A 25,493-nucleotide genomic window follows, 5' to 3' on the forward strand; every position below is an offset into this window, starting at 1 on the left:
CGTCGTTCGTTCCCCCGAGGTCGCATGCTGGTTCTCCTGCCCCCTTCCGAAACCAAACGCCCCGGCGGTGACGGTGCCCCGCTCGATCTCGGAACGCTCGCTCTGCCGTCGCTCCGCTCGCCCCGCGAGCAGGTCGTCGAGGGACTGGTCGCTCTGAGCGCTGACGCGGAGGCATCCGCGCGCGTGCTCAAGCTCAGCGCACGTCGCCTGCACGAGGTCGCGGACAACGCCGCGCTGCGGTCCGCGCCCACGCTGCCCGCGGTCGACCGGTACACCGGGGTGCTCTTCGATGCCCTCGGCGCCGACACGCTCGACGTGACCGCGCGCACGTGGGTAGGGCATCACGTCCTCATCCACTCGGCGCCCTTCGGTCCCGTGGGGGCGCTCGACGGCATCCCCGCCTATCGGCTCGCGGCATCCACCTCGGTTCCGGGGCTCCCGCCCCTTCGGCGGGTGTGGGCCGATGCCGTGTCCGCGGCCCTTCACCAGGCCGCGCCCGATTTCGTCCTCGATCTGCGCTCGGAGGCGTACGCCGCGCTGGGGCCGCTACCCGCGGGCGTGGACGGCGTCTACGTCCGCGTGGTGTCCGAGGGCGCCGACGGCGCGGCACGCGCACTCAACCACTTCAACAAGAAGGCCAAGGGCGAGCTCGTCCGTCTGCTCGCGCGGACCGAGGCCGGTGTCCGGTCCCGGTCCGATCTCCTGGCCTGGGCGCGGACGGCGGGGCTGGTCCTGCGCGAGAGCGCGGAGCGCGAGATGGAACTGGTCGTCTGAGGTCGCCGCAAGGGGTCTATCAGCGAACATTCAGCTTCGCTAACATGTGAGACGCATAGCACGCGCGGACGTCGCGTCGTGTTCATCCTGAAAGGGAACTCACATGGGTGACTCCTATTACTACGACGACGGCAGCGGCGCCTTCGGGGCCTTGGCGTTCTTCCTCGTCCTCCTGCCCATCCTGCTGATCTTCGCCCTGGCGGGATACGTCATCTCCGCCTTCCTGCTGATGAAGGTGTTCGAGAAGGCTGGGGTCGAGGGCAAGTGGCGCGCGTGGGTGCCCGTCTACAACGCCCTCGTCGCCGCGAAGCTGGGCGATCTCTCGCCCTGGGTCTACCTGATCGCCATCGTCGCCTCGAGCGTGCTGGTGAACATCCCGATCATCGGATGGATCATCGGTCTCGCCGGTGTCGCCGCCGCGGTCATGTTCGGCTACCGTCTCGGCCTGAAGTTCGGCAAGGACTGGCCGTACCTCCTCCTCTGGCTCATCCCGGGCGTGGGATATCTCATCTGGCTCGGCATCCTCGCCTTCGGCTCGTCGCCGTGGAACCCGGCGATCCGCCCGTCGCCGTGGGCGAACACCTTCCTCGCCGACAAGACCGTCTGGAGCGGCATCCCGGTGCAGCCGGACCAGCAACTGCAGGGATCGACCCCCGGCGGCCCGGCGGGTCCGCCCACGGGCTACGCGCCGCCCGCTCAGCCCTACACCCCGCCGCAGGCTCCGCCGGCCGCGGGCCCCACGCCGCCTCCGCCGGCATCCCCGGCCGGGCCGACGCCGCCCCCCGGCGGGCCCGCAGGTCTGACCGCAACGATGAGCTCCTCGCGCCGCGAGGAGCTCATCGTCGTCTCGCCGCCGACGTCGCCGCGCCCGTGGCATCCGGGGGCAGCGTCCGCGCGTCGACTAGGATGACAGGGCCGCGCGGTTCCGCCGGCGAAGATGTCGGCCAACCGGAGGATCTGTTCGTGCCCGAGGTGACCACGCATACGCGTACTGTTCCGCTGACGGACGGGGCGCTCGACCTCTCCTGGGCGGCGATCACCGATACCGGTAAGCGCCGCGAGGTCAACCAGGACGCGGTGCTCGCGGAGTTCCCGCTGTTCGTCGTCGCCGACGGCATGGGCGGCCACCTCGGTGGCGAGATCGCGAGCGCGAGCACGGTCGATCGTCTGCGCGCGGTCGTCGAGGGCGGGTCGGTCTCCCCGAAGAACATCGAGAAGGCACTCGCCCGCGCGGTGAAGGACATCGTCGCGCACCCCGAGACCACCGATGAGGGCACGGGCACGACTCTGACGGGCGTCTACCTCGAAGTGGGGTCGGACGAGCCGCACTGGGTGACGTTGAACATCGGCGACTCGCGGGTGTATTTGCTGCGCGATGACGACATCGTCCAGATCACCACCGACCACTCGGTCGTTCAGGAGCTCATCGCCGCCGGACGGCTGAGCCCGGAAGAGGCCGAGAACCACCCGTACGGCAATGTGATCACGCGCGCCGTCGGTCCGAGCGACAGTGTCAAGCCCGATTACCTGCGACTCGAGGTGCTCGACGGCGACCGCTTCGTCATCTGCTCAGATGGATTGACGAAAGAACTCACCGATTTCGGCATCCGCCATTTCCTCGAGGCGAATCCCGACCCCGCCGCGGCGGTCGAGGCCATGATGGCTGCGGCTCTTGAAAACGGCGGCCGCGACAACATCACCATCGTCGTGCTCGACGTCGCCCGCCGCGCCGCCTGAGAAGGCGGAACTTGACCGGGGAGCATCGCTGCTCCTACGTTCAGCACATGACCACCGCACCCGAACGGACGGCCGGCAAAGGCCTCGCCGCAGGTACCTTGGGCCTCTGGGGCTCGACCGTCATCGGCCTCGCCTCCACCGCGCCGGTGTATTCGCTCGTGGCGACACTCGGTTTCGTGGTGCTCGCCGTGGGCGCCTCCGCCCCGATCGCGTTCGTCATCGCGTTCATCCCGATGCTTTTCATCGCGTTCGCGTACCGCGAGCTGAACAACGCCGTCCCCGATTGCGGGACCACGTTCACGTGGGGCACGAAGGCATTCGGCCCCTGGGTCGGATGGATGGGCGGCTGGGGCGTCGCGGTGGCCGGAATGGTGGTTCTCGCCAACCTGGCGCAGATCGCGGGCATCTACCTGTGGACGCTGATCGGCGACGGATCCCTCGCCGAGAACGTGCCGCTCGTGACCGCCACGGGCGTCGCCTTCATCGCTGCCATGACGTACGTCAGCTACCGCGGCGTCGAGATCGGCGAGCGTATCCAGAACATCCTGCTCGGGGTGCAGTACCTCGTGCTGGCGCTGTTCGTCATCGTGGCGCTGTGGAAGTTCTTCGACGGCACGGCGCCGAACCCGACGCCGTTCGACTTCGCCTGGTTCAACCCTCTCGGCTTCACCGACTGGAGCGGATTCACCGAGGCGGTCCTGCTGGCCCTATTCATCTACTGGGGGTGGGACACCTGCCTCGCCCTCAACGAGGAGACGAAGGACCCCAAGCGCATCCCGGGGCGCGCGGCCCTGCTGACGACCGTCATCCTGCTCGGCACCTACGTCTCGGTGACGGTGGCGGCGATGATGTACGCCGGGGTCGGCGAGGACGGGACGGGGCTGGCCAACGCCGACAACGCCGACGACGTGTTCCTCGCGTTGAAGGATGGTCTCTTCGGGCCCTTCGGCTGGATCCTCGTCATCGCGGTGCTCATCTCGGCGGTCTCCTCGACCCAGACGACCATCCTCCCGACGGCGCGTGGGACGCTCGCCATGGCCGCCTACAAGGCACTGCCGGCACGCTTCAGCACGGTGCACCCGCGGTTCCACACGCCGTCGTTCTCGACGCTGGTGATGGGCATCGTCGCAAGCATCTACTACATCGGCATGACGCTCATCAGCGACAACATCCTGCAGGACTCGATCCTGTCTCTCGGTCTCGCGATCGCGTTCTATTACGCGATCACGGGGTATGCCTGCGTCTGGTACTTCCGCCGTGAGCTGTTCACGTCGGCTCGGAACCTCGTGTACCGCGGCATCCTGCCCCTGCTGGGCGCGCTGATGCTGACCTACGCCTTCGTGCAGTCGGCCATCGACATGTACGACCCCGAGTACGGTTACACGGTCCTGTTCGGTATCGGCGGCACGTTCGTCCTGGGAATCGGCTCGCTCGCGATCGGCGTCGTGCTGATGGTGCTCTGGTACGCGTTCCCACGGTCGAAGCCGTTCTTCCGCGGCGAGAGCCTCAACCGCGACACCGAGGTCCTCGTGCCCGAGGAGCCGATCGCCTACCCGCGGTCGGTCGACGGCGGCATCTGACGGCCGTCGCGCCGGTCGCGCATCCGCCGATCGGCCGGGGGGATCAGGCCACGGCCCGGATGACGCCGACCGGCTGACCGCCGCCGAGCACCTCGAGGGACAGGGCGGGAAGCACGTCGGCGACCGCCGAGGCCTCGAGGGCGCCGGCACGCTCCAGCAGGCGAAGGGCGACCGCGTGCGCCGCGCGGTTGGATCCGTCGAGCATCTTGAGGGCGACCGTCGTGCCGTTCGGTGCCGTCATCACCTGCACGCCTTCGGCACCCTTCTTCGCGAAGACCCCGAGCCGCTCGATGACGACGGCGTCGGGCAGACCCGGTCCGTCGATGGTCCACGGATTCTCGCGGACGGCGCGCACGAGGGCACCGGCACTGCGGTGGAGGGCGAAGGGCGACCTCTCGGAGGACGTCGCGATGCGCTGGATGGCCCGGGCGAGGCCGATGAGACTCATCGCGTAGACGGGCGCGCCGCACCCGTCGATGGCGGTGGTGGTGATCCGCTCGCCGACCAGGCGCTCGATGACCTCGCGGATATGCACCTGCAGCGGGTGCTGCGGGTCGAGGTAGCCCGCTGTCGGCCATCCGTTCGTGACGCACGTGAGGAGCATCGCCGAGTGCTTGCCCGAGCAGTTCATGCGGAGTGGGGAGGGAGCCCCGTGGTCGCGGACGAGATCGTCTCGCGTGCGGGGGTCGCCTGGCCAGGCCGCGGGGCAGCCCAGATCGTCCTCCGTCAGACCGGCCGATTCGAGGATGCCGCGGGCGACCTCGACGTGGCGGTCGGTGCCGGAGTGGCTCGCCGTGGACAGTGCGAGCCGCTCGCCGGCGAGGTCGGCACCCGCCGACAGACATGCGAGAGCCTGGAGCGGCTTCATGCTCGAACGGGGGAGGAGGGGCGCCGAGGGGTCTCCGAGAGTGATCTGCTCGGACCCGTCGGGGGCCAGCACCACGGCGAAGCCGCGGTGGCGCGACTCGATGAATCCGCTGCGTTCGACGACGGCGAGTTCGACGGCATCCGGGGCTGTGGCAGGCATCCCTCCATGGTATCCGGCGGCCCGAGAGGCGCGGGAGAGGGCAGGATGGAAGGCATGATCGGAGAGCACCAGTACCGTCTGCACGCCACGTGGGCCGGCGACCGCGGAACGGGGACGAGCGGGTATCGGGACTACGACCGCGCGGTCACCCTGGAGGTCGACGGCAAGCCGCCGCTGGAGGCTTCGGCGGACAAGCCGTTCCGAGGAGACCCGGCGAAGTGGAACCCGGAGGAGCTCTTGCTGGGGGCGCTCAGCGAGTGCCACCTCCTGTCGTACCTGCACGCGTGCGTGACGACCGGTGTGGTCGTCGTCTCCTATAGCGACGATGCCACCGGGACGATGGTCGAGGACGGGAAGGGCGGGGGAGCGTTCACCGACGTGCTGCTCCGGCCCCGGGTGGTCGTCGCGGACGAGTCGATGGTCGAGGCCGCGATCGCGGCGCACCGCCAGGCGCGCGAGTGGTGCTTCATCGCGAACTCGGTGAACTTCCCGGTGCGCCACGAGCCGGTGGTCACCACCGCCTGAGTCGACGCCCGCGGGCGGCGTCGTACAGTGAGCGCATGCAGCTCGAACCCGCTCTGCGACGTCTGGACCAACTTGCCGGAGGGCGTCAGGCCGACCACCGTGTCCCCCCGTCCGAGGATCCCCGCGTGCGCCGTGCTTTCCGCGCCGTGACGATCCTGCTCGCCGCCGGGTTCCTGCTGGGGGTCGCCACGATCGTGGTCGCCGCGATCATGACCGTCGGTGGGGACGACGTCGGATTCGGGGTGTGGATGCGGTGCCTCGTCGTGCTCGGCATCACCACGACGCTGTTCTACTTCCTCTGGCGGGCGCGCGCGGGCTGGTACTGGGCGTTCCGGCGCTTGCAGCTGTTCAGCCGAATCTTCCCGATCGTGGCGCTCGTCCTCGCGGCGATCCCCGGTCTCTACCCCTTCTGGGTGGTGACCGAGCAGATCCTCTTCGCCATCCTCCTGATCGGCGTCTCGGACTACTTGCAGTCGGACGCGATGCGCGCGGCCTTCCCCAAGCCGTCGCGGTGACTCGGCATCCGGATGCCGCACCTCCGGGAAACGACGGAACCCCGCCGGCGCGATGCCGACGGGGTTCCGGTGTTCCTGGATGGGCTCAGCGCACGTCGTCGTCGACCCAGTCCATCGACTTCGTGACGGCCTTCTTCCACAGGCGCAGCTGACGGTCGCGCTCGTCGGAGTCCATGTCGGGCTCCCAGCGCTTGTCCTCCTGCCAGTTGGCGCGGAGGTCGTCGAGGTTGTCCCAGAAGCCCACGGCGAGGCCGGCGGCGTACGCAGCGCCGAGGGCGGTGGTCTCGGCGACGACCGGACGCACGACGGGGACGCCGAGGATGTCGGCCTGGAACTGCATCAGCTCGTCGTTGGCGGTCATGCCGCCGTCGACCTTGAGCTCGGTGAGGTCGACGCCGGAGTCGGCGTTGACGGCCTCGAGCACTTCGCGCGTCTGGAAGGCGGTGGCCTCCAGAGCCGCTCGGGCGATGTGGCCCTTGTTGACGAATCGCGTCATACCGACGATCGCGCCGCGCGCGTCGGGACGCCAGTACGGAGCGAACAGACCGGAGAATGCCGGCACGAAGTACACGCCGCCGTTGTCGTCGACCGTGCGGGCCAGGGCCTCGACCTCGGGCGCCGACGAGATGATCCCCAGCTGGTCGCGCAGCCACTGGATCAGCGAGCCGGTGACGGCGATCGAACCCTCCAGCGCGTAGTGCGCCGGACCGTCTCCCAGCTTGTAACCGAGCGTGGTGAGCAGGCCGTTCTTCGAGCGGACGATCTCCTCGCCGGTCTGGAAGATGAGGAAGTTGCCCGTGCCGTAGGTGTTCTTGCTCTCGCCCGGATCGTAAGCCGCCTGACCGAAGGTCGCGGCCTGCTGGTCGCCCAGGATTCCGGCCACGGGGGTCTCACGCAGCAGCGAGGAGGACTCGACGGTCCCGTAGACCTCGGAGGAGGAGCGGATCTCGGGCATCATCGAGCGCGGGACACCGAAGTCGGCGAGGATGTCGTCGCGCCACTGCAGGGTCTCGAGGTCCATGAAGAGCGTCCGGCTGGCGTTGGTGACGTCGGTCGCGTGCACGCCGCCGTCGATACCGCCGGTGAGGTTCCACAGGACCCAAGCGTCGGTGGTGCCGAAGATCAGGTCGCCGGACTCGGCCTTCTCGCGAGCGCCCTCGACGTTCTCGAGGATCCAGACGATCTTGGTGCCCGAGAAGTAGGTCGCCAGCGGCAGACCCACGATGCTCTTGTAGCGCTCGACGTCGCCGTCGGCGAGGCGGTCGACGATCGACTGCGTGCGGGTGTCCTGCCACACGATGGCGTTGTAGACGGGCTTGCCGGTGTTCTTGTCCCAGACCACCGCGGTCTCGCGCTGGTTGGTGATGCCGACGGCGGCGATGTCGTGACGGGTGATGTCGGCGCGGCTCAAGGCCAGGCCGATGACTTCCTGGGTGTTGCGCCAGATCTCGAGCGGGTCGTGCTCGACCCACCCGGCCTTGGGGAAGATCTGCTCGTGCTCCTTCTGTCCGACGGACACGACGCCGCCGGACTTGTTGAAGATCATCGCGCGCGTCGAGGTCGTGCCCTGGTCGATGGCGAGGACGTAGTCGGCCATGGAGGACTCCTTTGTCAGTGGGTGGAGATGGTGGACGGGAGGGGAAGAGGAGCGGGGGCGCCGTACCGACGCCCCCGCGGAGGATTACTTGCCGAGGCTGAGGAGGACCGGGGCCAGCAGGCCCGCAAGGAGACCGCCGACGAGGGGACCGACGACCGGCACCCACGAGTAGCCCCAGTCGCTCGAGCCCTTGCCCTTGATGGGGAGGATCGCGTGGGCGATGCGGGGTCCGAGGTCACGGGCGGGGTTGATCGCGTAACCGGTGGGACCACCGAGAGAGGCGCCGATACCGACCACCAGGAGCGCGACCGGCACGGCGGCAAGACCACCGATGCCGCCCGGGACGCCGATGTCGGCGACGCCGTAGTCGGCGAACCCGAAGATCACGAAGACCAGGACGAAGGTCGCGATGATCTCGGTGAGGAGGTTCCAACCGTACGAACGGATGGCGGGCCCGGTGGAGAAGACGCCCAGCTTGGCGGCCGGGTCGGGCTCCTCGTCGAAGTGCTGCTTGTACGAGGCCCAGGCGAGCACGGCGCCCACGATGGCGCCGATCAACTGCGCGGCAACCGCGATGAGGAACTGGACGAAGCTGATCTTTCCGGCGACAAGGAGTCCGATGGAGACGGCGGGGTTCAGCTGAGCGCCGGAGTACGCCGACACGATCACGCCGGCGAAGACGGCGAGACCCCACCCCCAGTTCACCATCAGGAATCCGCCGGCATTGCCCTTGGTCTTGGCCAGCGCCACGTTGGCGACCACGCCGCAACCCAGCAGGATCAGCATGGCGGTGCCGACGACCTCCGAGAGGAAGTACAGCCCCAGATTCACTTCTTGCATGTCGTCATCGACCTTTCTGTTGTGCCCGGCCGCCATCGGCTCGGACGTTTCGCGGCTCGGTAACCCGAATGTATGACCGCCGTGCGGGCGCGCAACAGACGGCGCGCCCGCACGTTCTCTCAGATTCGGGCGACTCCGGCCTCGGCGAGATCCACGCGGTGAGCGTTCCGCAGCGACGCGGTCGCCGTGGCGATCTCCTCGTCGATCCGCGCGGCATCCCAGCCCAGCGGTCCAGCGACGGCCTCCGCGACTTCGCGCAGCGTGCGCTCGGTCATCCCGCCGACGAAGGCGAGGTGGGTCCGGCGCAGCAGCACGTCGATCAGGTGGACGACCTGCTCGTGCTCGGCGATCCAGACCAGCTCTTCGCGGTAGTAACCCGGGGCGCTCTCCAGAGCGGTGGGGTCGGCGGGCAGGACCGCGAGGATCGCGTCGGCGCGGGTGCCATAGCGCTCGAGCATGGCATCCACGAGCTCGGCGGAGTGAGCATTCGTGCGCGCGGCGACCCACCGCTGCCGTTCCGCGCGGGAGGTGGGGAAGCCCTTGCCTCCGCCGATGGCGAGTCCCTGGGTGCTGACGCGGTGCGGGCGGCGGAGCTTCTGCAGCGTCTTCATGCTGAGGTGCTCGGCGAGCGCGCGGAACGTCGTCCACTTGCCGCCGACGAGGCTCATCGCCGGGGTGCCGCCGATCTCGTCGTCGACGATGCGGTAGTCACGCGAGACGAACCCGGGTGCCGTGTCGTCGTGGCGGGGGAGCGGGCGGATGCCGGAGAAGGTGTAGACGATCTGCGAGCGGTCGACGGACACCGTGGGGAACACGTGACCGATGAGGTCGAAGAAGTACTCGATCTCGTCATCGGTGCACACGACCGGCGTCGACGGGTCGGCGTCGATGTCGGTGGTGCCGACGAGGACGCGGTCCTTCAGCGGGTAGATGAGAACAATGCGACCGTCGGAGTGCTCGAAGAAGATCTCGCGGCCACCGGTGGCGGCGAGCAGCTCGGGGTTGTCGAGCACGATGTGCGACCCCTTGGTGCCGCCCATGAACTGGGTGTCCAGACCCAGCGCGCCGTTGGTGAGGTCGGTCCACGGGCCCGAGGTGTTGAGGATGACCTTGGCCGCGACCGAGAACTCCTCGCCCGAGACCTCGTCGCGAACACGCACGCCGTTCTCGTCGGCACCGACGGCCGAGACGTAGTTGACGGCCTGGGTGCGGCCACCGCCGGCGACGATCCCGTCGTGCAGGACGTCGAGCGCGATGCGCTCAGGGTCGTGCATCGAGGCGTCGAAGTAGGTGGCGGTGTAAGCGAGGTCGGGGTTCAGGCGGGGAAGTTCGGCGAGCGACTTCTTCTTGCCGAGGAACTTGTGACGCGGGACCGAGCCGCCGTCGCGCGAGAAGGTGTCGTACATGATCAGGCCGACTTTGATGAGCAGAGCGCCGCGTTCACTGGGCTTGCCGCGACCGTGGGTCACCAGCAGGCGGAACGGGGCGGACAGAATGCCCGAGAACGTCTTGTAGATCGGGATGGTCGTTTCCAGCGGCTTGACGTAGTGGGGCGCCGTCTTGAGCAGATCGTTGCGCTCGGTGACGGCTTCCTTCACCAGGCGGAACTCGCCGTTCTCGAGGTACCGGATGCCGCCGTGCACCATGTGGCTGGATGCCGACGACGCGCCGGAGACGAAATCGCCGCGCTCGACGAGGGCGACATGGACGCCCTGGAGGGCGAGATCGCGGAGAGTGGCGAGGCCGTTGATGCCCCCTCCGATGATGAGGACGTCGAGGTCTTCGGCGTCACGGAGCGCCTGGACATCGGCGCGAAGTGAAGAAGAGGGGGACGACATGTCGACTGCGACCTTTCGTAGGAGTACGACGAAAAGAATGCGCGCCGCTGCACGTTGTTGCAAGCCCCTTGAACAAACGTGCAGAATGGGCAACGCGAAGAAAGGGCGGGCATGACGACCCAGACCGAAGAGCGTTCGCGCGACGCGCTGCGCGCCGCGCAGCTCTACTACATGCAGGACTTGACGATGGATGCCATCGCCCACGAGATGCGCGTTTCGCGCTCCTCCGTATCCCGGCTGCTCCAGCATGCCCGCGACGTCGGGCTCGTCACGATCTCGATCAGCCCGCCGGACGACGCCCGCGGACAGATGGCCCAGCGCATCGCCGATCGCTTCGGCATCACCGCTCACGTCGTGCCGACCCCGGCGCGGACCTCCGAGGCCGAACGTCTCGAGCGGACCGCGCTGACGGCGGCGCGAATCCTCGCGGAACGCATCGAGTCCTCGATGACGATCGGCATCGCGTGGGGGTCGACGCTGTCGGCCATCGCGCGCCACGTCCCGGCGAAGGAAGTGCACGACACCCACATCGTCCAGATGAACGGCGCGGCCAACCTCCGGACGTCCGGCATCCCGTACGCGGGCGAGATCCTCTCGCGGCTGGGGTCCGCGTGGTCGTCATCCGTGCACCAATTCCCGGTCCCCGCGCTGTTCGACGACCCGCGCACGAAGCAGGCGATGTGGCGGGAGCGGTCGGTTCGGTCGGTGCTGGAGATCCAGCAGCGGGTCGGCCTGTTCGTCTTCGGTCTCGGATCGCCCCACGCCGACGTCCCCTCGCACGTCTACAGCGGCGACTACTTCGACGAGCGCGACCGCGCGATCCTCGAGCGCGAAGGCGTCGTCGGGGACTGCGCGACGGTGTTCTACCGCGTCGACGGGTCGTGGGACATCCCCGAGCTCAACGCGCGCTCGAGCGGACCCGACCTCGACACTGTGCGCCGCATCCCGCGCCGGTTCTGCGTCGTCTCGAGCCTGTCCAAGCTGACCGCCCTCCGCGGTGCGCTGGCCGCGGGCCTCATCACCGAGCTCGTCGTCGAAGAGGCGCTCGCCCGGCGTCTGCTCAGCGTGACCCGCTGAACCGACGCCGGCTGCTCAGACCTCGCCAAAGCCTTCGTCGATGAGCTTGTGCAGCTCGTCCAGCGCTGGGCGCGCCTCCGGCCCGGTCGCGGTCACGCGGACCCGTGTCCCCTGACGGATCCCGAGAGCCATCAGCGCCAGCAGGCTTCGCGCGGAAACGGCGGGGGACTCGCCGCCCACTTCGGTGATCTGCACGTCGGCGTCGTACCGGGATGCCGCCTTGACGAAGGTGGCTGCGGGTCGGGCGTGCAGACCGGACGGGTTGATGACCGTCGTCTCGAACGAGATCTCGCCGGCAGGGTCCGTCGCCGGGGCGGGGGCCGGCGCGTCGTCTGCGCCGCCGCCCAGCTGGCGCCGCTTCGCGTCGGCGGCGCCCGCGACCTCGGCGGCGACCTGTGCGAGCGTCGCGCCCCCGGCCGCGGTGACGACGGCGGCGACGAGACCCTCGACGAACGGCGCGGGGCTGAGGACCACGCGGTCGGGCGAAGTGGCGAACTCGAGCGCCATCTCCGCGCTCAGCAGCGCCGACCCGAGGTCCATCATGACGAGCACGCCGTCTCCGGAATCCGCCGAGTCCAGCGCCTCCGCGATCGCCGTGGCATCCGTGCCGAGGTCGCCGTCGGGGCCGCCGGCGGCGACGCGAACCGTGGGCGGCTCGTCGCCGCCCATCCGCAGCGCCAGGTCGACCGCGGCCTCGGCGAGCGGACGACTGTGTGAAACCGCGACGATGCCGATCACCCGCGAGCCGCCAGCGTGTCACTCAGCGTCCGGAACAGCAGGGCCGACGAGGCGGCACCGGGATCGATGTGTCCGGCGCTTCGCTCGCCGAGGTAGCTCGCGCGCCCCTTCCTCGCCACGAGCGGTTCCGTGGCATCGCGAGCCTTCGTGGCCGCGTCCGCGGCGGCCGCGGCAGCGCCGGCGGCATCCGCCCCGGAAGCGACGGCCTCGTCCCACGCGGCGAGGGCGGGGAGCTGCGCGTCCACCATCGTCTTGTCGCCGAGTTCGGCTTTGCCGCGCGCGACCACTCCCTCTGCGCCCGCCCGGAGCGCGGCCCCGAGGGTGGAGGCATCCGCACCGTCCGCGAGCGCCGGGCCCATCCGCAGGAAGAACGTCCCGTACAGCGGGCCGCTGGCCCCGCCCACCGACGACACCAGCGTCATGCCCACGGTCTTGAACAGCTCCGCCGCCGATGCGGGCGGCGACTCGAGCTTCGCGACGACCGCATCGAGGCCGCGCGCCATGTTCGAGCCGTGGTCGGCATCGCCGATCGCGGAGTCCAGGGCGGTCAGCTCGTCGCGGTGCTCCTGGACGGCATCCCGGAACGCGCGGATCCAGGCGACGAGGTCGTCGGTCGAGACGGCGCCGCTCATGCGCCCCACCGCAGGCCGGGCGTCACGACGGGGGCGTCCCAGAGCCGCAGGAACTCCTCGTCCGCCTTCACGACGGTGAGAGACGCTCCCGCCATGTCGAGGCTCGTGATGTAGTCGCCGATGAGGACCCGCTGGACCTCGACGCCGGCGTCGGCGAGCAGCGGTGCGATCTCGCCGTACAGGAGGTACTGCTCGATGAGCGGGGTACCACCGAGGCCCGAGAGCAGCACGATCGCGGGGCCCACCGGGTCACCGAAGTCGTGCACGATCGGGTCGACCATGAGCTTCGCGATCTCGTGGGCGGTGGCGAGCGTGACGCGGCTGCGGCCGGGTTCGCCGTGAATGCCCACCCCGACCTCCATCTCGTCCTCGGGGAGGTCGAACGTGGGGTGTCCCACCGCGGGAACGGTGCAGCTGGTGAGCGCGACGCCCATGGAGCGTCCCGCCTCGGACACGCGTCGGGCCAGCGCCGCGACGGCGTCGAGGTCGGCGCCTTCCTCGGCGAGTGCGCCGACGATCTTCTCGAGGATCACCGTCGTGCCGGTGCCGCGGCGGCCCGCGGTCCACGTCGAGTCCTGCACGGCGACGTCGTCGGCGACGACGACGGACTCGACGCGCACGCCCTCGGCGGCGGCCAGTTCGGCGGCCATCTCGAAGTTCAGCACGTCGCCGGTGTAGTTCTTCACGATGTGCAGGACGCCCGCACCCGAATCCACCGCCTGGGTCGCCGCAAGCACCTGATCGGGCGTGGGGGAGGTGAACACCTCACCGGCGGCCGCGGCGTCGAGCATGCCGCGCCCGACGAAGCCACCGTGCATCGGCTCGTGGCCCGAACCGCCGCCGGAGACGAGCGCGACCTTCCCTTCACGAGTGGGTTCTCCGCGCAGGATGACGCGGTTCTCGGTGTCGATACGAAGCTCGGGATGAGCGGCGTGGATCCCTCGCAGGGCTTCCGCCAGCACGTCGGCCGGATCGTTGACGAACTTCTTCACGGGTGCCTCCTCGTCGTGGCTGCGGCGGGTTCGGGCCCGCCTCTTCAGACCATGCTCGCCGGGAGGCGTCGCGTCAAGGGCGTCCGCTCAGATGCGCTCGTGAGGGAGGACCTGCTTGATGCGCTCGATGGCGTTCTGCGCGGGCACCTCGTTGTAGGCGTTGGCCAGTTCTTGTTCGCTGAGCGCGTGGATGGCGGCCATGATCTCGTCCGTCGCCGCTCGGCGCGCGCGACCCGAGGAGGCGGCGCCGTGGGGCGAGAGGTCGAGGGGCTCGCCGAAGCGCACGGTGATGCGCTCTTTCGTGGTGGGCACCTTCGCCCCGACGGGCATGACCTTGTCGGTGCCGATGAGTCCGACCGGCACGACCGGCGCGCCGGTCTGGAGGGCCAGGAACGCGACCCCCGTGCGGCCCTTGTAGAGGCGCCCGTCGAGCGAACGCGTGCCCTCCGGATAGAGCGCGACGGCACGACCGTCTTCGAGCAGCGCGCGCTGCTGATCGAGGGCGTCGAGGGCCGCCTGCCCCGCACCGCGTTCGACGGCGATGGCGCCGATCGCGGTGAAGAACTGCCGTGAGGCCCACTTCTCGAAGTAGGTCGACTTGGCCAGGAAGTGCACGGGGCGGGGTGACGCGACGGGAATCGCGATCGAGTCGATGAAGGAAAGGTGGTTGCTCGCGAAGATCACCGGTCCCGTGCGCGGGACGTTGTCGCGACCCTCGACGCGGGGCCGGTAGACGGCGCGCGCGAGCGGGGCGATGAAGAAGCGCCCGAGGCCGTAGGCCGCGCCCATCTGCTTCGGTGGGACGGCGGGGGTGCCGCCCGGTTCGTCGGAACTCACCCGTCGAGGCTACTGTGCGCCGCATGCGTCGCCGCGCATGAGGCTCCCAGCGGCACCAAAGCCGGATGGGGGATGATGAGACGGTTCCCGTCGTCTCCGAGAGGTCTGCCGTGCGCATCCGCCCGATCGCTTCCCTGTCCGTCGCCGCCGCCGCGGTTCTCCTCCTGGCGGGGTGCTCCGGTTCGTCGAACGAGAGCCCGACTCCGGATGCCAGTGGCTCAGCCGACGCGAGCGCCTGCCAGAGCGCGCTGTCGCAGGGCGAGGTGTCCAGCGACGTGCAGGTCTCGGGCGACTTCAAGGGCAAGGTTCAGGTCACCCTCCCGGACGGTTACGCGCCGGACGGACTCGAGCGCACCACGCTCATCGAAGGCTCCGGTCAGCAGGTGCGGGCCGGCGACGTGCTCCGCGCGAACTACACGCTCATCGATGCCGCCACCGGTGAGGTGCAGCTCGAGTCCCAGACGACGTCGCCCGACGGTATGGACACCCTGATCTCTTCGCAGCAGATCTTCGGCGCGGCTCTCGAATGCGCGACGATCGGTTCGCGCACGGTCTCGGCGTTCCCCGCGGGTGCGCTCGGTGAGGGCTCTCCGGCGTTCGTCCTCGTGGCCGACGCCATCGAGGAGCTCCCCACGCGCGCCGATGGCACCGAGGTCGCCCCGGCCGAAGGAATGCCGACCGTGACCTTCGACGACAAGGGCGCGCCCACCATCACCATGCCCGACGCCCCTGCCCCCACCGAGACGCGTGTCACGAACCTGCGCCAGGGAGACGGCGACGTGGTGAACCCCGGTGACCAGGTCATCGTGCAGTACACCGGTGCCCTCTACGACGACGGCACCGTGTTCGACTCCAGCTGGCAGAGCGGTCAGCCCGCCGAGTTCGCGACCACCGGCGTCGTCCCCGGATTCCGGAAGGCGCTCGAGGGCCAGACCGTGGGCTCGCAGGTCCTCGTGGTCATGCCGGCGTCGGACGGATACGGCGACAAGGGGCAGGGAACCATTCCCGCCAACGCACCGCTCGTGTTCGTCGTCGACATCCTCGGAGTCCAGCACGCGGCGGCGACCGGTCAGTAGGCTGAGCGGATGCGTCGCGTCGTCATCCTCGGCTCCACCGGTTCGATCGGCACCCAGGCGCTCGACGTCATCCGGGCCAACCCCGACCGGTTCGAGGTCGTCGGGCTCGCGGCCGGCAGCGACCGCGCGGGCGTCGAGGCGCAGGCGGCGGAGTTCGGCGTCGACGACATCGCGCTCGGGGCCGTCGAAGCCGAGCACCTGGTACGTGACGTGCCAGCCGAGGTGGTGCTCAACGGCATCACCGGGTCGGTCGGGCTCGGTCCCACGCTCGCTGCTCTCGAGGAAGGGCGTACGCTCGCGCTGGCGAACAAGGAGTCGCTGATCGTGGGCGGCGATCTGGTGACGCGCCTCGCCGCGCCCGGGCAGATCGTCCCCGTCGACTCCGAACATTCCGCGATCGCGCAGGCGTTGCGATCGGGCGAACCGGACGAGGTGCGTCGACTCGTGCTCACGGCATCCGGAGGTCCTTTCCGCGGTCGCTCGAGGGACGAGTTGGCCGAGGTCACGCCCGCGCAAGCGCTCGCCCACCCCACCTGGGACATGGGCCGCGTCGTGACGACCAACTCGGCGACGCTGGTGAACAAGGGCCTCGAGGTCATCGAGGCGCACCTGCTGTTCGACGTGCCGTACGAGCACATCGACGTCGTCGTGCACCCCCAGTCGATCGTGCACTCGATGGTCGAGTTCCTCGACGGATCCACGATCGCCCAAGCCTCGCCGCCCGACATGCGCCTTCCCATCTCGCTCGGCCTCGACTGGCCGAACCGGATCTCGGGCGTCGGGGTGCCGCTGGACTGGACGACCGCGACGCAGTGGACGTTCGAACCGCTCGACGAAGAGGCGTTCGGCTCCGTGGCCCTCGCCAAGCGCGTCGGCCGAGCGGGCGGCACCTACCCGGCCGTCTTCAACGCCGCGAACGAGCAGGCCGTGGACGCCTTCCACGAGGGTCGCCTGAGCTTCCTCGGCATCGTCGAGGTCATCGAGCGCGTCGTCGAGCGCCACGATGCACCGGACACGCTCACCCGCGAGTCGCTCGCCGACGCCGAGGCGTGGGCCCGCCGCACGGCCGACGCCGTCATCGCCGCACTCTGACCTGCGCCGCCGCACGGAGGTGCGCGGGGCGGCTCGAGTGGCCCGCCGACTCAGGCGGGGAAGTCGACCGGCCGCTCGGGGTCGGACGAGGGGGTGTGATCGACCGGGTACGGTACGGGCCAGTGGGGCTCGGGCACCGACCAGCCGGCCGCGCGCAACGCGCGGCGGGAGAGCTCGCGCGCCGAGTACGGGGTGCGGACGCCGCGGATGTCGCGGTAGTCCTGGTGTCCCGGGCCGGCCCACAGGATCGCGTCGCCCTCGCCGACGAGCTTCACGGCCTCGAGGATCGCGCGCTCGGGCGGGGTGAACTCGTGGATCTCGGCATCGGGCCGCGCCCGACGAGCCCCCTCCACGAGCACCTCGCGAATGGCATCCGGGTTCTCGTTCCGGGGGTGGTGGTCGGTGACGATGAGGATGTCGCTGCCCTCGACCGCGGTGCGTCCCATGTCGTGGCGCTTCGTCGCGTCGCGGTCGCCGTCGGCGCCGAACAGCATCACGACGCGGCCCGGAGTGACGCGCCGCACCGCCGCGAGCGTCTTCTCGAACGCGTCGGGGGAATGGCCGAAGTCGACGTAGACCGCCGGTCCGTCCGGACCGGACACCAGCTGGGTTCGACCGGGAAGAGAGGCGGCGATCCGGCCACCGTCGAGGGCCGCGGTCAGGGCCTCCCACGTGTGGCCGGCCTCGAGCAGCATGACGATCGCGAGGCCCGCGTTCGCCGCCATGTGTCGACCGATCACCGGGACGACGGTCGTGAGCGAGCGTCCGCCACGGTCGCGGACGGTGAACTCCGTGCCGTCCTGGCGCTCGTCGACGATGTCGACGGTCCAGTCGGCTTCGGCGGTCGGGTCGGCGGCGATGGCGGGAGTGACGATCGTCACCGTCGGGATGTCGGCCCGCGCCGCGATCTCCGCACCCGCGGGGGAGTCCAAGCAGACGACACCGCGACGCGAGCGGTCGGATCGGAACAGGGGAAGCTTGGCCTCGAAGTACTCGCGCATGTCGGCGTAATCATCGAGGTGGTCGTGCGTGAGGTTGGTGAACCCCGCCACGTCGAAGAGGAGCCCGTCCACACGGTGCCGCGTCAACGCCTGCGCGCTCACCTCGACCGCGACGGCCTCGACGCCTCGCTCCCGCATGAGGGCGAGAAGCGCGTGGAACTCGGACGCCTCCGGCGTCGTGAGCCGCGACACGATGACCTCGCCCGCGATGTGTCGCTCGGCCGTCGACGACAGGCCGGTCACGACCCCGAGCTGACCCAGGATGCCTTCGAGCAGGTGCGACACGCTCGTCTTGCCGTTCGTGCCGGTCGTGGCGAGGAGCTGGGGGAGGTCGTCATCGGGACCGGTGCCGTAGACCCAGGCCGACAGGTCGCCCAGCAACGCGCGAGGGTCTTCGACCACCACGATCGGGAGACCCGTGGACGCGGCGATGTCGGCGCCCGCCTCGTCCGTCACCACGGCGACGGCTCCCCGCTCGGCGGCGACGCCGGCGAACTCCGCACCGTGGCGGTTCACTCCACGGATGGCGACGAAAGCCTCACCGGCGCGCAGATCCGCGGTCGCGAGCGTGATGCCCGTGAGGACGGTCCCCTCGACGTCGCCGATGCTGCGCTCGCCGAAACGGCGGGCCAGCTCCGAGAGATCGCGGCGCGGCGGGTGCTCGGGCCGGAGGACGGGCGGGAGGTGAGAGGGCGTGTCGGTCGGCATCCCTGCCATTGTCTCATCCGCCCCCGCACAGCCCTCGCATCGGCGCCGCACGGGAGGTTCCAAGGGCGGCGGCGGTATCGTCGGCAGGTGACCGCGATCGCCTTCCTCATCGGCGTGCTCGTGCTCGTGATCGGCCTGGCCGTCTCGATCGCCCTGCACGAGATCGGGCACCTGCTGCCCGCGAAGCTGTTCGGCGTGCGCGTCGGGCAGTACATGATCGGGTTCGGCCCGACGCTGTGGTCGCGCCGCATCGGCGAGACGGAGTACGGCGTCAAGCTCCTCCCGCTCGGTGGATTCATCTCGATGTCGGGGATGTACCCGCCCGCGCCGGAGAGCGACGCGCAGCCGACGCGCCGTTCGCGCCTGTTCGCGACGATGATCCAGGACGCCCGCGACGCCAACGCCGAGACGATGATCGCCGGTACGGATCGCGTCTTCTACAAGCTCCCGGTCTGGAAGCGCGTCATCATCATGCTCGGCGGCCCCGTGATGAACCTGGTGCTGGCGTTCGTGCTGTCGGCGGTCGCCTTCAGCGCCATCGGCGTGGCGCAGGGCACCACCACGGTCGCCTCCGTGTCGCAGTGCGTGATCCCCGCGAGTGCGGAGCGGTCCGACTGCCAGCCGAGCGACCCCACGGCCCCGGCGGCCGCCGCCGGTATCCTTCCCGGCGACACGATCGTCTCGATCGGCGGCACTCCGGTCTCGACGTTCGATGAGGCGGCCGCCATCATCCAGCGCTCGCCGGATCAGACCCTGCCGGTCGTGGTCGAGCGCGATGGCGCGCAGCAGACCCTCACGATCACCCCGATCACCACCGACCGTGCGGTGACGGGCGCGGACGGACAGCCCGTCGTGGACGCCGCCGGCGCCCCGCAGTACGAGACCGTCGGTTTCGCCGGCCTCAGACCGCAGTCGGCGCTCGTCCCCCAGCCCATCTGGGTGGGGCCCGAGGCGACGATCCAGCAGGTCGGGCAGGTCGCGCAGATCATGACGCAGCTGCCGGTACGCGTCTACGACACCGCGGTCGACCTGTTCACGGGGCAACCGCGCGATCCCAACGGCCCGCTCAGCGTCGTCGGCGCCGGGCGCCTCGCGGGGGAGTTCGCGGCGGTCGATGCGCCCATCCTCGCCCGCGTCCAGTCGATCATCGGGCTGCTGGCGGCGCTGAACATCGCCCTCTTCGTCTTCAACCTCATCCCGCTGCTGCCGTTGGACGGCGGACACGTCGTGGTCGCTCTGTGGGACGGCCTGAAGCGCTGGTTCGCTCGCGTGCGCGGCAGAGTCGCCCGACCGGTGGATGCCACCAAGCTCGTGCCCGTGACCTTCGTCGTGGTCGTGCTGCTCATCGGCATGGGCGGAGTCCTGTTCCTCGCCGACATCTTCAACCCCGTGCAGCTGCTGTAGGGGGCGCGATCCCCGCGGCGTCAGAGGGCGGCGGCGATCAGTCGCTCGAGTGTGCGCATGCCGTCGCGCGACAGGATCGACTCGAGGTGACCCTGGACGCTGGAGAAACGCTCGCCATGCAGGGCGTACACGTCGCCCGTGTCCTCGTCCGCCGCGATTTCGACACCCTCGGGGAGCGTCTCGGGTAGCCGGGCGGTGAAGGTGTTGTAGAACCCGATGGACGCGGGCTCCCCGAACACGTCGACGCTCTTCTGCAGGCCCTGGTGCGGCTGCGCGAGTGGCGCCAGACCGAGGCCCAGCTGATCGGCGAGGATCTGGTGGCTGAGGCACACGGCGAGCAACGGGGCCCCGTGCGACAGTCGGCGCGACACCACCGCCCGCATCGCGGTGATGCGCGCGCTGTCGTGGTCGCGCGGGTCGCCGGGGCCGGGGCCCGCGACCACGAGGTCGGCGGCATCCACCTCGGCGTCGGTCGCCTCCGACCAGTGCACGATCCGGGCGTCGAGTCCGAGGTGGCGGAGCTGATGCGCGAGCATCGTGGTGAAGCGGTCCTCGGCATCCACGACGAGGGCGGTGCGCCCTGCGAACGGGCCGGTGCCGTCGGGGTCCTGCGGGTTCATCCAGAACGGTGCGAGGCGCTCGTTACGGGATGCCAGGAGCTCGGCGATCGCGGGATCCTCGGCGAGCGGGCGGCGCGGGGCGACCGGGGCGTCCGGGTCGGCGTCGGGCGCGGCGGCCGGAGCGGAGTCGCGGGGGATCGCTCCGATCGCGCCGAGCACCCCGGCGGCCTTGCCGTGGGTCTCACCGACCTCGCCGTACGGGTCGGAGTGACGCACGAGGGTCGCTCCCACGGGGACGCGGAGGCGTCCGTCGACGAGGTACGCCGTGCGGATGAGGATGGGCGCGTCGAGGTCGTGGGTCGGCCCCTCTGTCGCGCCGTTCGGGGTGAACAGCGCGGCGACGCCCGAGTAGTACCCGCGCGGGGTGGTCTCGTGGCGCGCGATCACCGTGCAGGCGTTCTGCATCGGCGAGCCGGTGACGGTGGGCGCGAACATCGTCTCGCGCAGGATGTCGCGCGGATCGAGCGTGCTGCGGCCGCGCAGCATGTACTCGGTGTGGGTCAGGCGCGACATCTCTTTGAGGTGGGGCCCGGTGATCCGGCCGCCGTCGCTGCAGACGGCGCTCATCATCTTCAGCTCTTCATCGACGACCATGAAGAGCTCCTCGGTCTCCTTGGTCGAGCGCAGGAACTCCGCGAGCGTCTCGGCCGTCGCGCCGCCGCGCGGGTGACGGAACGTGCCCGAGATGGGGTTCATGGTGACGATGCCGTCGCGCGCGCTGACGTGCGCCTCGGGGCTCGCGCCCACCGCGATGTGACCGGGCGTCACCACGGCGAACGTCCAGTACGCGCCCTTCTCGTGTTCGAGGAGCGCGCGGAACCACGTGAGCGCCGCGACCCCCGGATCGGCGTCCACACCGGCGACGAAGTCGCGGCGGATGACGAAGTTCGCCCCCTCGCCGCGCCCGATCTCGTCGGCGATCACCCGGCGCACGATGTCGGCGTACGCCTCGTCGTCGATGTCGAACCCGGCGTCCTGCAGGGCCACGGGGGTGGAGGGGAGGGATGCCAGGGCCCCGGCGCGGGGGAGTGGCATCCGTTCCTCGATCACGAGGCAGCGCAGCGGCGCGCCGTCGTCGTGGCAGACGAATCCGCGCTCGCGCACCTGGCGGAAGGGGACGAGCGCGAGCACCTCGCGCGGCGAGCCCTCGTCGTCGATCAGCGGAATGTCGGCGAGCAGCTCGACGTCGACGACGGTGCCGGTGAGCACCTCGACCGTCGCGTCGTCGCGGGCGATCAGCGCGAACGGCTCACTACCGGCGAGGAGATCGTGGATCAAGGAGGAGGGGTCGGGCCCGGTCATCGAAGTACTTCCGTCAGTGATCGAGGGTCCGGAGCGGCCGCCGGAAACACGAAGACCGCCCCGATCCCGAGGGAGGGCGGTCTGTCGCACGCGTGCTCACCGCCTAGACGGTGGGCCACCAGCCGGTATACGCGCGCATGCCGCCGAATTTATCACAGAGCGGCCCTCAGCCCCCGCCCGGGTGGGGCGGCGTAGGCTGTGGGCGTGCCTGCAGTGAACATCGGGATGCCCCGCGTACCGGAGGTCCTCGCTCCCCGTCGCAAGACCCGCCAGATCAAGGTCGGCAAGGTCCTCGTCGGCGGTGACGCCCCCGTGAGCGTCCAGTCGATGACGACCACTCCGACCACCAACATCAACGCCACCCTGCAGCAGATCGCCGAGCTCACGGCATCCGGGTGCGAGATCGTGCGCGTCGCCGTCCCGTCGCAGGACGACGCGGACGTGCTCCACATCATCGCGAAGAAGAGCCAGATCCCCCTCATCGCCGACATCCACTTCCAGCCGAAGTACGTCTTCCAGGCGATCGACGCCGGGTGCGGCGCGGTGCGCGTCAACCCGGGGAACATCCGCAAGTTCGACGACCAGGTCGGGGCGATCGCGAAGGCCGCCAAGGACGCGGGCGTCTCGCTCCGCATCGGCGTGAACGCCGGGTCGCTCGATCGCCGCCTGCTCGAGAAGTACGGCAAGGCGACCCCGGAAGCGCTCGTGGAGAGCGCGGTGTGGGAGGCGTCGTTGTTCGAAGAGCACGACTTCCACGACTTCAAGATCTCGGTCAAGCACAACGACCCCGTCGTCATGGTGAAGGCCTACCGCCTCCTCGCCGAGCGGGGAGACTGGCCGCTGCACCTCGGTGTGACCGAGGCCGGTCCCGCGTTCCAGGGAACCATCAAGAGCGCGACGGCCTTCGGCATCCTGCTGTCCGAGGGCATCGGGGACACGATCCGTGTCTCGCTGTCGGCGCCGCCGGCGGAAGAGGTGAAGGTCGGCCACCAGATCCTGCAGTCGCTCAACCTCCGCGAGCGCAAGCTCGAGATCGTCTCGTGCCCGTCCTGCGGACGCGCGCAGGTCGACGTCTACACCCTCGCCGACAACGTCACGGAGGGCCTCAAAGACATGACCGTGCCGCTGCGCGTGGCCGTCATGGGCTGCGTCGTGAACGGCCCGGGCGAGGCCCGTGAGGCCGATCTCGGTGTGGCGTCGGGCAACGGCAAGGGCCAGATCTTCGTCAAGGGCCAGGTCATCAAGACCGTGCCCGAGGCCGAGATCGTGCAGACCCTCATCGAAGAGGCCAACCGCCTCGCCGACGAGATGGGCCCGGACGCCGCCGTCGGCACCGCGCAGGTCGTCACGTCCTGACGAGTCCACCTGTTCGGCGGTGGCCCGCAGGGAGGTCGCGCCGAACCCGATAGCGTCGGAAGCCGTATGACCGCTTCCCTCGCTTCCGACGCGCCCGCCTCCCGCCCGCTCATCGCCGGTGTGGTGACCGCCCTCGTGGGATTCACGAGCACGTTCGCCGTCGTCCTCACGGGGCTCCGGGCTGTCGGCGCGACCGCGGACCAGGCCGCCAGCGGGCTCCTCGCCCTGTGCGTCGTGGTGGGATTCGGATGCCTCTTCGTCGGTGCGCGGTACCGGATGCCGATCACGATCGCGTGGTCCACCCCAGGAGTGGCCCTCCTCGCGGCGACCGGCGCGGTGGACGGCGGATGGCCCGCGGTCGTCGGCGGGTTCCTGGTGTCGGCGGCGCTGATCCTGCTCGCAGGGTTCTTCCCGCCGCTCGGCGCGCTCATCGCCCACATCCCGCCGTCGATCGCACAGGCGATGCTCGCGGGCGTTCTGCTTCCCTTGTGCGTGGCACCGTTCACGGGCCTGCTCTCCGATCCGTGGGGGGTCGCACCTGTCCTCGTCGTGTGGCTCGTGGCCGCGAGGCTGCTGCCCCGGTGGGCCGTGCCGCTGGCATTCGTGGCTGCCACGGTCGTGATCGTGATCGGGATCGTCCGGTCGGGCGCGCAGGTGGACCCGGCGACCCTCGTCCCCCGCGTCGAGTTCGTGGTCCCCACCCTCACGTTCGGCTCAGTGGTCGGCATCGGCATCCCGCTGTTCGTGGTGACGATGGCGTCGCAGAACGTGCCCGGGGTCGCCGTGATGCGGAGTCTCGGATACGCGGTCCCGTGGCGTCCCGCCATGATCGTGACCGGACTGGGCTCGGCGCTCGGCGCGACCGCCGGGGCGCACGCCATCAACCTCGGGGCGATCAGCGCCGCCATCGCGGCGGGACCCGACTCCCACCCCGACCCGAACCGTCGGTGGCTCGCGAGCATCTCGGCCGGTGGGTCGTATCTCGTGCTCGCGGTCCTGTCGTCGGCGTTCGCCGCGCTCGTGCTGCTGGCCCCGGCGGGGGTGATCCCCGCCGTCGCGGGTGTCGCGCTGTTCGCCGCGTTCGGCTCGGCGATCCAGCAGGCGATTGATGACCCCGGTGAGCGGATTCCTGCGGTCGTGACCTTCCTCGTCGCGGCCTCCGGTGTCGCCGTGGCAGGCGTCAGCGCGGCGTTCTGGGCACTGCTGGCGGGCCTCCTCGTGCGAACGGTGCTGCACGCCGGGCGGCGCCGGGCGCACTGACGGCGCGTCGCGTTCCGCGGGGTCCGAGCAACGGTCCGCCGTCGGGCGGTCAGTCCAGACCGAACTCTGCGCGAATGCGCTCGCGTGCCCCGGCGTACTCGGGCAGAGCGGCGAAGAACGCGAACTTCTCGGCGATCACGGAGTCCGTGGTATCCGTTTCCGGTTCGACCACGTACGCCGCGAAGGTCTCGGCGAAGTCCTCGGAGGCGTTTGTCGCGGCGTAATCGTCCACGAAGTCCTCCTCGTGCGCCTGGTAGAAGTCCCACGCGACGTCGACGTCGACGTTGTCGCGCGCCGGAGCGTCGGTGTAATCGGCCCAGAACTGCTGCGCGAACCGCTCGAGGTCGGCGTCAGGGAGGAGGCATCCGGCGCCCGCCCACTCGGTGTCGCACTCCGTTGCGGTGGCGTCGGTGTCGTCGGCCCCGAGGCTGAGCATGTGGGCGTACTCGTGGACGAGCGTCGAGAGCAGCAGATCGGCGTCGTCAATGTACGCCAGATTGGTGGCGAAGACCCACTTGCTCGGGTCGGCCGCGCTCGTGACGTACGCCAGGGTGTCGCTGTCCGGGTCGTCGCCGGTCTCGTACTGGGTGATCATGGACGTCGCGAACGCGGGGGTGGTCACGCGGAGGAGGTGCTCCCAGACTAGGCCGGCCCGTGAGTCCGGGTGCGGCGTCAGCGTGCCGTCCGCGGTGACGGTGAAGACATCCGTCGTGGTGAAGTCGGGCGAGGCCTCCGTGCTGTTCCGTGTCGTGGCGAGGATGCCGGTGCCGACGCCGATCCCCGCACCGATGGCGACCCACGCCATCACGCCCACCAGGACAGCGATCGACGCGCTGAGCAGGGCGATCCAGCGGGGGCGCATGCCCTCACCCTAGGTTGTGCGCGCGGGTTCGGGGACGTTGCCGTTTCGTTATCGAACCTGCCTCGCCGGAGGGAACCGATCGGCGTCTGCCGGACACTGAAGA

23 protein-coding genes are annotated in these 25,493 nt (G+C 70.0%); 12 read left to right on the forward strand and 11 right to left on the reverse strand.

What is annotated here, in order from left to right; genetic code table 11:
- Positions 1 to 24 precede the first annotated feature (24 nt).
- The 4 genes from AC3WLZ_RS04945 to AC3WLZ_RS04960 all read left to right on the forward strand — a co-directional run bounded on the left by AC3WLZ_RS04945 (position 25) and on the right by AC3WLZ_RS04960 (position 4,091).
- On the forward strand, positions 25 to 774 hold the full coding sequence (locus tag AC3WLZ_RS04945; protein ID WP_492469278.1) for a YaaA family protein: 750 nt from the start codon (positions 25 to 27) through the stop codon (positions 772 to 774).
- Positions 775 to 877: 103 nt separating this feature from the next.
- Positions 878 to 1,684 carry a large exoprotein gene (locus AC3WLZ_RS04950; protein ID WP_492469279.1) on the forward strand — a complete coding sequence of 269 codons (807 nt, stop codon included), beginning with the start codon at positions 878 to 880 and terminating at the stop codon, positions 1,682 to 1,684.
- A gap of 53 nt (positions 1,685 to 1,737) precedes the next feature.
- The gene (locus AC3WLZ_RS04955) at positions 1,738 to 2,511 is read left to right on the forward strand and encodes a PP2C family protein-serine/threonine phosphatase (RefSeq protein ID WP_412923979.1); all 774 of its coding nucleotides are present in this window, start codon (positions 1,738 to 1,740) and stop codon (positions 2,509 to 2,511) included.
- Between the two features lie 47 nt (positions 2,512 to 2,558).
- Positions 2,559 to 4,091 (forward strand): APC family permease, encoded by a 1,533-nt coding sequence (locus AC3WLZ_RS04960; protein ID WP_492469280.1) that lies wholly within the window; start codon positions 2,559 to 2,561, stop codon positions 4,089 to 4,091.
- Between the two features lie 43 nt (positions 4,092 to 4,134).
- Here AC3WLZ_RS04960 and AC3WLZ_RS04965 read toward each other — a convergent pair whose 3' ends face one another.
- Complete coding sequence (locus AC3WLZ_RS04965) at positions 4,135 to 5,118, reverse strand: asparaginase (RefSeq protein ID WP_492469281.1); 984 nt, start codon at positions 5,116 to 5,118, stop codon at positions 4,135 to 4,137.
- Positions 5,119 to 5,172: 54 nt separating this feature from the next.
- On the opposite strand from AC3WLZ_RS04965, the gene AC3WLZ_RS04970 reads away from it, so the two are divergent.
- Both AC3WLZ_RS04970 and AC3WLZ_RS04975 read left to right on the forward strand, forming a co-directional pair.
- Positions 5,173 to 5,643 carry an OsmC family protein gene (locus tag AC3WLZ_RS04970; RefSeq protein ID WP_492469282.1) on the forward strand — a complete coding sequence of 157 codons (471 nt, stop codon included), beginning with the start codon at positions 5,173 to 5,175 and terminating at the stop codon, positions 5,641 to 5,643.
- Between the two features lie 35 nt (positions 5,644 to 5,678).
- A complete protein-coding gene (locus AC3WLZ_RS04975; protein WP_492469283.1) occupies positions 5,679 to 6,158 on the forward strand; it encodes a hypothetical protein in 480 nt (159 codons plus the stop codon).
- Positions 6,159 to 6,243: 85 nt separating this feature from the next.
- Here the strand turns inward: AC3WLZ_RS04975 and glpK are convergent, their stop codons facing one another.
- From glpK to AC3WLZ_RS04990, 3 genes are all read right to left on the reverse strand, one after another.
- Positions 6,244 to 7,755 (reverse strand): glycerol kinase GlpK, encoded by a 1,512-nt coding sequence (gene glpK / locus AC3WLZ_RS04980; protein ID WP_412923984.1) that lies wholly within the window; start codon positions 7,753 to 7,755, stop codon positions 6,244 to 6,246.
- 84 nt (positions 7,756 to 7,839) lie between these two features.
- Positions 7,840 to 8,595 carry an MIP/aquaporin family protein gene (locus AC3WLZ_RS04985; protein ID WP_492469284.1) on the reverse strand — a complete coding sequence of 252 codons (756 nt, stop codon included), beginning with the start codon at positions 8,593 to 8,595 and terminating at the stop codon, positions 7,840 to 7,842.
- A gap of 119 nt (positions 8,596 to 8,714) precedes the next feature.
- Complete coding sequence (locus AC3WLZ_RS04990; protein ID WP_492469285.1) at positions 8,715 to 10,433, reverse strand: glycerol-3-phosphate dehydrogenase/oxidase; 1,719 nt, start codon at positions 10,431 to 10,433, stop codon at positions 8,715 to 8,717.
- 111 nt (positions 10,434 to 10,544) lie between these two features.
- Here AC3WLZ_RS04990 and AC3WLZ_RS04995 point away from each other — a divergent pair, with 111 nt between their 5' ends.
- Positions 10,545 to 11,510, forward strand: coding sequence for a sugar-binding transcriptional regulator (locus AC3WLZ_RS04995; RefSeq protein WP_492469286.1), 966 nt, complete (start codon positions 10,545 to 10,547; stop codon positions 11,508 to 11,510).
- A 15-nt stretch (positions 11,511 to 11,525) separates the two neighbouring features.
- Here the strand turns inward: AC3WLZ_RS04995 and dhaM are convergent, their stop codons facing one another.
- The 4 genes from dhaM to AC3WLZ_RS05015 form a co-directional block, all read right to left on the reverse strand.
- Positions 11,526 to 12,248 (reverse strand): dihydroxyacetone kinase phosphoryl donor subunit DhaM, encoded by a 723-nt coding sequence (gene dhaM, locus AC3WLZ_RS05000; RefSeq protein ID WP_492469287.1) that lies wholly within the window; start codon positions 12,246 to 12,248, stop codon positions 11,526 to 11,528.
- The gene (gene dhaL / locus AC3WLZ_RS05005) at positions 12,245 to 12,880 is read right to left on the reverse strand and encodes a dihydroxyacetone kinase subunit DhaL (RefSeq protein WP_492469288.1); all 636 of its coding nucleotides are present in this window, start codon (positions 12,878 to 12,880) and stop codon (positions 12,245 to 12,247) included. Before dhaL ends, dhaM begins: the two co-directional genes overlap by 4 nt.
- Positions 12,877 to 13,872, reverse strand: coding sequence for a dihydroxyacetone kinase subunit DhaK (dhaK, locus tag AC3WLZ_RS05010; RefSeq protein ID WP_412923990.1), 996 nt, complete (start codon positions 13,870 to 13,872; stop codon positions 12,877 to 12,879). The genes dhaL and dhaK overlap by 4 nt, the downstream gene beginning before the upstream one ends.
- 87 nt (positions 13,873 to 13,959) lie before the next feature.
- The gene (locus AC3WLZ_RS05015; protein ID WP_412926110.1) at positions 13,960 to 14,661 is read right to left on the reverse strand and encodes a lysophospholipid acyltransferase family protein; all 702 of its coding nucleotides are present in this window, start codon (positions 14,659 to 14,661) and stop codon (positions 13,960 to 13,962) included.
- A 113-nt stretch (positions 14,662 to 14,774) separates the two neighbouring features.
- Between AC3WLZ_RS05015 and AC3WLZ_RS05020 the strand changes: the two genes are divergently transcribed.
- Together AC3WLZ_RS05020 and dxr are read left to right on the forward strand one after the other, a co-directional pair.
- Entirely contained in the window at positions 14,775 to 15,785 is a 1,011-nt protein-coding gene (locus AC3WLZ_RS05020) for an FKBP-type peptidyl-prolyl cis-trans isomerase (protein WP_492469290.1), read from the forward strand.
- Positions 15,786 to 15,794: 9 nt separating this feature from the next.
- Entirely contained in the window at positions 15,795 to 16,877 is a 1,083-nt protein-coding gene (gene dxr / locus AC3WLZ_RS05025) for a 1-deoxy-D-xylulose-5-phosphate reductoisomerase (protein WP_412923993.1), read from the forward strand.
- Positions 16,878 to 16,927: 50 nt separating this feature from the next.
- Here the strand turns inward: dxr and AC3WLZ_RS05030 are convergent, their stop codons facing one another.
- Positions 16,928 to 18,586 carry a Mur ligase family protein gene (locus tag AC3WLZ_RS05030; protein ID WP_492469291.1) on the reverse strand — a complete coding sequence of 553 codons (1,659 nt, stop codon included), beginning with the start codon at positions 18,584 to 18,586 and terminating at the stop codon, positions 16,928 to 16,930.
- 87 nt (positions 18,587 to 18,673) lie between these two features.
- On the opposite strand from AC3WLZ_RS05030, the gene AC3WLZ_RS05035 reads away from it, so the two are divergent.
- A complete protein-coding gene (locus AC3WLZ_RS05035) occupies positions 18,674 to 19,990 on the forward strand; it encodes a M50 family metallopeptidase (protein WP_412923995.1) in 1,317 nt (438 codons plus the stop codon).
- 20 nt (positions 19,991 to 20,010) lie between these two features.
- Here the strand turns inward: AC3WLZ_RS05035 and AC3WLZ_RS05040 are convergent, their stop codons facing one another.
- Positions 20,011 to 21,912: a chorismate-binding protein gene (locus tag AC3WLZ_RS05040; RefSeq protein ID WP_492469292.1), complete on the reverse strand. Its 1,902-nt coding sequence runs from the start codon at positions 21,910 to 21,912 to the stop codon at positions 20,011 to 20,013.
- 204 nt (positions 21,913 to 22,116) lie between these two features.
- Between AC3WLZ_RS05040 and ispG the strand changes: the two genes are divergently transcribed.
- Together ispG and AC3WLZ_RS05050 are read left to right on the forward strand one after the other, a co-directional pair.
- Positions 22,117 to 23,268, forward strand: a complete 1,152-nt coding sequence (ispG, locus tag AC3WLZ_RS05045; protein WP_492469294.1) for a flavodoxin-dependent (E)-4-hydroxy-3-methylbut-2-enyl-diphosphate synthase — start codon at positions 22,117 to 22,119, stop codon at positions 23,266 to 23,268.
- 66 nt (positions 23,269 to 23,334) lie between these two features.
- Entirely contained in the window at positions 23,335 to 24,528 is a 1,194-nt protein-coding gene (locus tag AC3WLZ_RS05050; RefSeq protein WP_492469296.1) for a benzoate/H(+) symporter BenE family transporter, read from the forward strand.
- Positions 24,529 to 24,577: 49 nt separating this feature from the next.
- Here the strand turns inward: AC3WLZ_RS05050 and AC3WLZ_RS05055 are convergent, their stop codons facing one another.
- Positions 24,578 to 25,390, reverse strand: a complete 813-nt coding sequence (locus AC3WLZ_RS05055; RefSeq protein WP_492469297.1) for an NADH:ubiquinone oxidoreductase subunit 4 (chain M) — start codon at positions 25,388 to 25,390, stop codon at positions 24,578 to 24,580.
- Positions 25,391 to 25,493: the final 103 nt, after the last annotated feature.

The organism is Microbacterium sp. FW305-3-2-15-F-LB2, assembly GCF_058787255.1.

Bases quoted from the DNA above. Each gene is read 5' to 3' on its own strand.
- AC3WLZ_RS05015 (WP_412926110.1), bottom strand. From the start codon at position 14,661: ATGGGCGCGGCCTACGGCCTCGGGCGCTTCTTCATCGCCCCGCTCGCG.
- AC3WLZ_RS05040 (WP_492469292.1), bottom strand. From the start codon at position 21,912: ATGACCGGGCCCGACCCCTCCTCCTTGATCCACGATCTCCTCGCCGGT.
- dhaL (WP_492469288.1), bottom strand. From the start codon at position 12,880: ATGAGCGGCGCCGTCTCGACCGACGACCTCGTCGCCTGGATCCGCGCG.
- AC3WLZ_RS05050 (WP_492469296.1), top strand. From the start codon at position 23,335: ATGACCGCTTCCCTCGCTTCCGACGCGCCCGCCTCCCGCCCGCTCATC.
- AC3WLZ_RS04975 (WP_492469283.1), top strand. From the start codon at position 5,679: ATGCAGCTCGAACCCGCTCTGCGACGTCTGGACCAACTTGCCGGAGGG.
- AC3WLZ_RS04965 (WP_492469281.1), bottom strand. From the start codon at position 5,118: ATGCCTGCCACAGCCCCGGATGCCGTCGAACTCGCCGTCGTCGAACGC.
- AC3WLZ_RS04950 (WP_492469279.1), top strand. From the start codon at position 878: ATGGGTGACTCCTATTACTACGACGACGGCAGCGGCGCCTTCGGGGCC.
- AC3WLZ_RS05020 (WP_492469290.1), top strand. From the start codon at position 14,775: ATGGGGGATGATGAGACGGTTCCCGTCGTCTCCGAGAGGTCTGCCGTG.
- AC3WLZ_RS04985 (WP_492469284.1), bottom strand. From the start codon at position 8,595: ATGCAAGAAGTGAATCTGGGGCTGTACTTCCTCTCGGAGGTCGTCGGC.
- AC3WLZ_RS04945 (WP_492469278.1), top strand. From the start codon at position 25: ATGCTGGTTCTCCTGCCCCCTTCCGAAACCAAACGCCCCGGCGGTGAC.
- AC3WLZ_RS05030 (WP_492469291.1), bottom strand. From the start codon at position 18,586: ATGCCGACCGACACGCCCTCTCACCTCCCGCCCGTCCTCCGGCCCGAG.
- AC3WLZ_RS04970 (WP_492469282.1), top strand. From the start codon at position 5,173: ATGATCGGAGAGCACCAGTACCGTCTGCACGCCACGTGGGCCGGCGAC.
- AC3WLZ_RS05055 (WP_492469297.1), bottom strand. From the start codon at position 25,390: ATGCGCCCCCGCTGGATCGCCCTGCTCAGCGCGTCGATCGCTGTCCTG.
- AC3WLZ_RS04990 (WP_492469285.1), bottom strand. From the start codon at position 10,433: ATGTCGTCCCCCTCTTCTTCACTTCGCGCCGATGTCCAGGCGCTCCGT.
- glpK (WP_412923984.1), bottom strand. From the start codon at position 7,755: ATGGCCGACTACGTCCTCGCCATCGACCAGGGCACGACCTCGACGCGC.
- AC3WLZ_RS04960 (WP_492469280.1), top strand. From the start codon at position 2,559: ATGACCACCGCACCCGAACGGACGGCCGGCAAAGGCCTCGCCGCAGGT.
- dxr (WP_412923993.1), top strand. From the start codon at position 15,795: ATGCGTCGCGTCGTCATCCTCGGCTCCACCGGTTCGATCGGCACCCAG.
- AC3WLZ_RS04995 (WP_492469286.1), top strand. From the start codon at position 10,545: ATGACGACCCAGACCGAAGAGCGTTCGCGCGACGCGCTGCGCGCCGCG.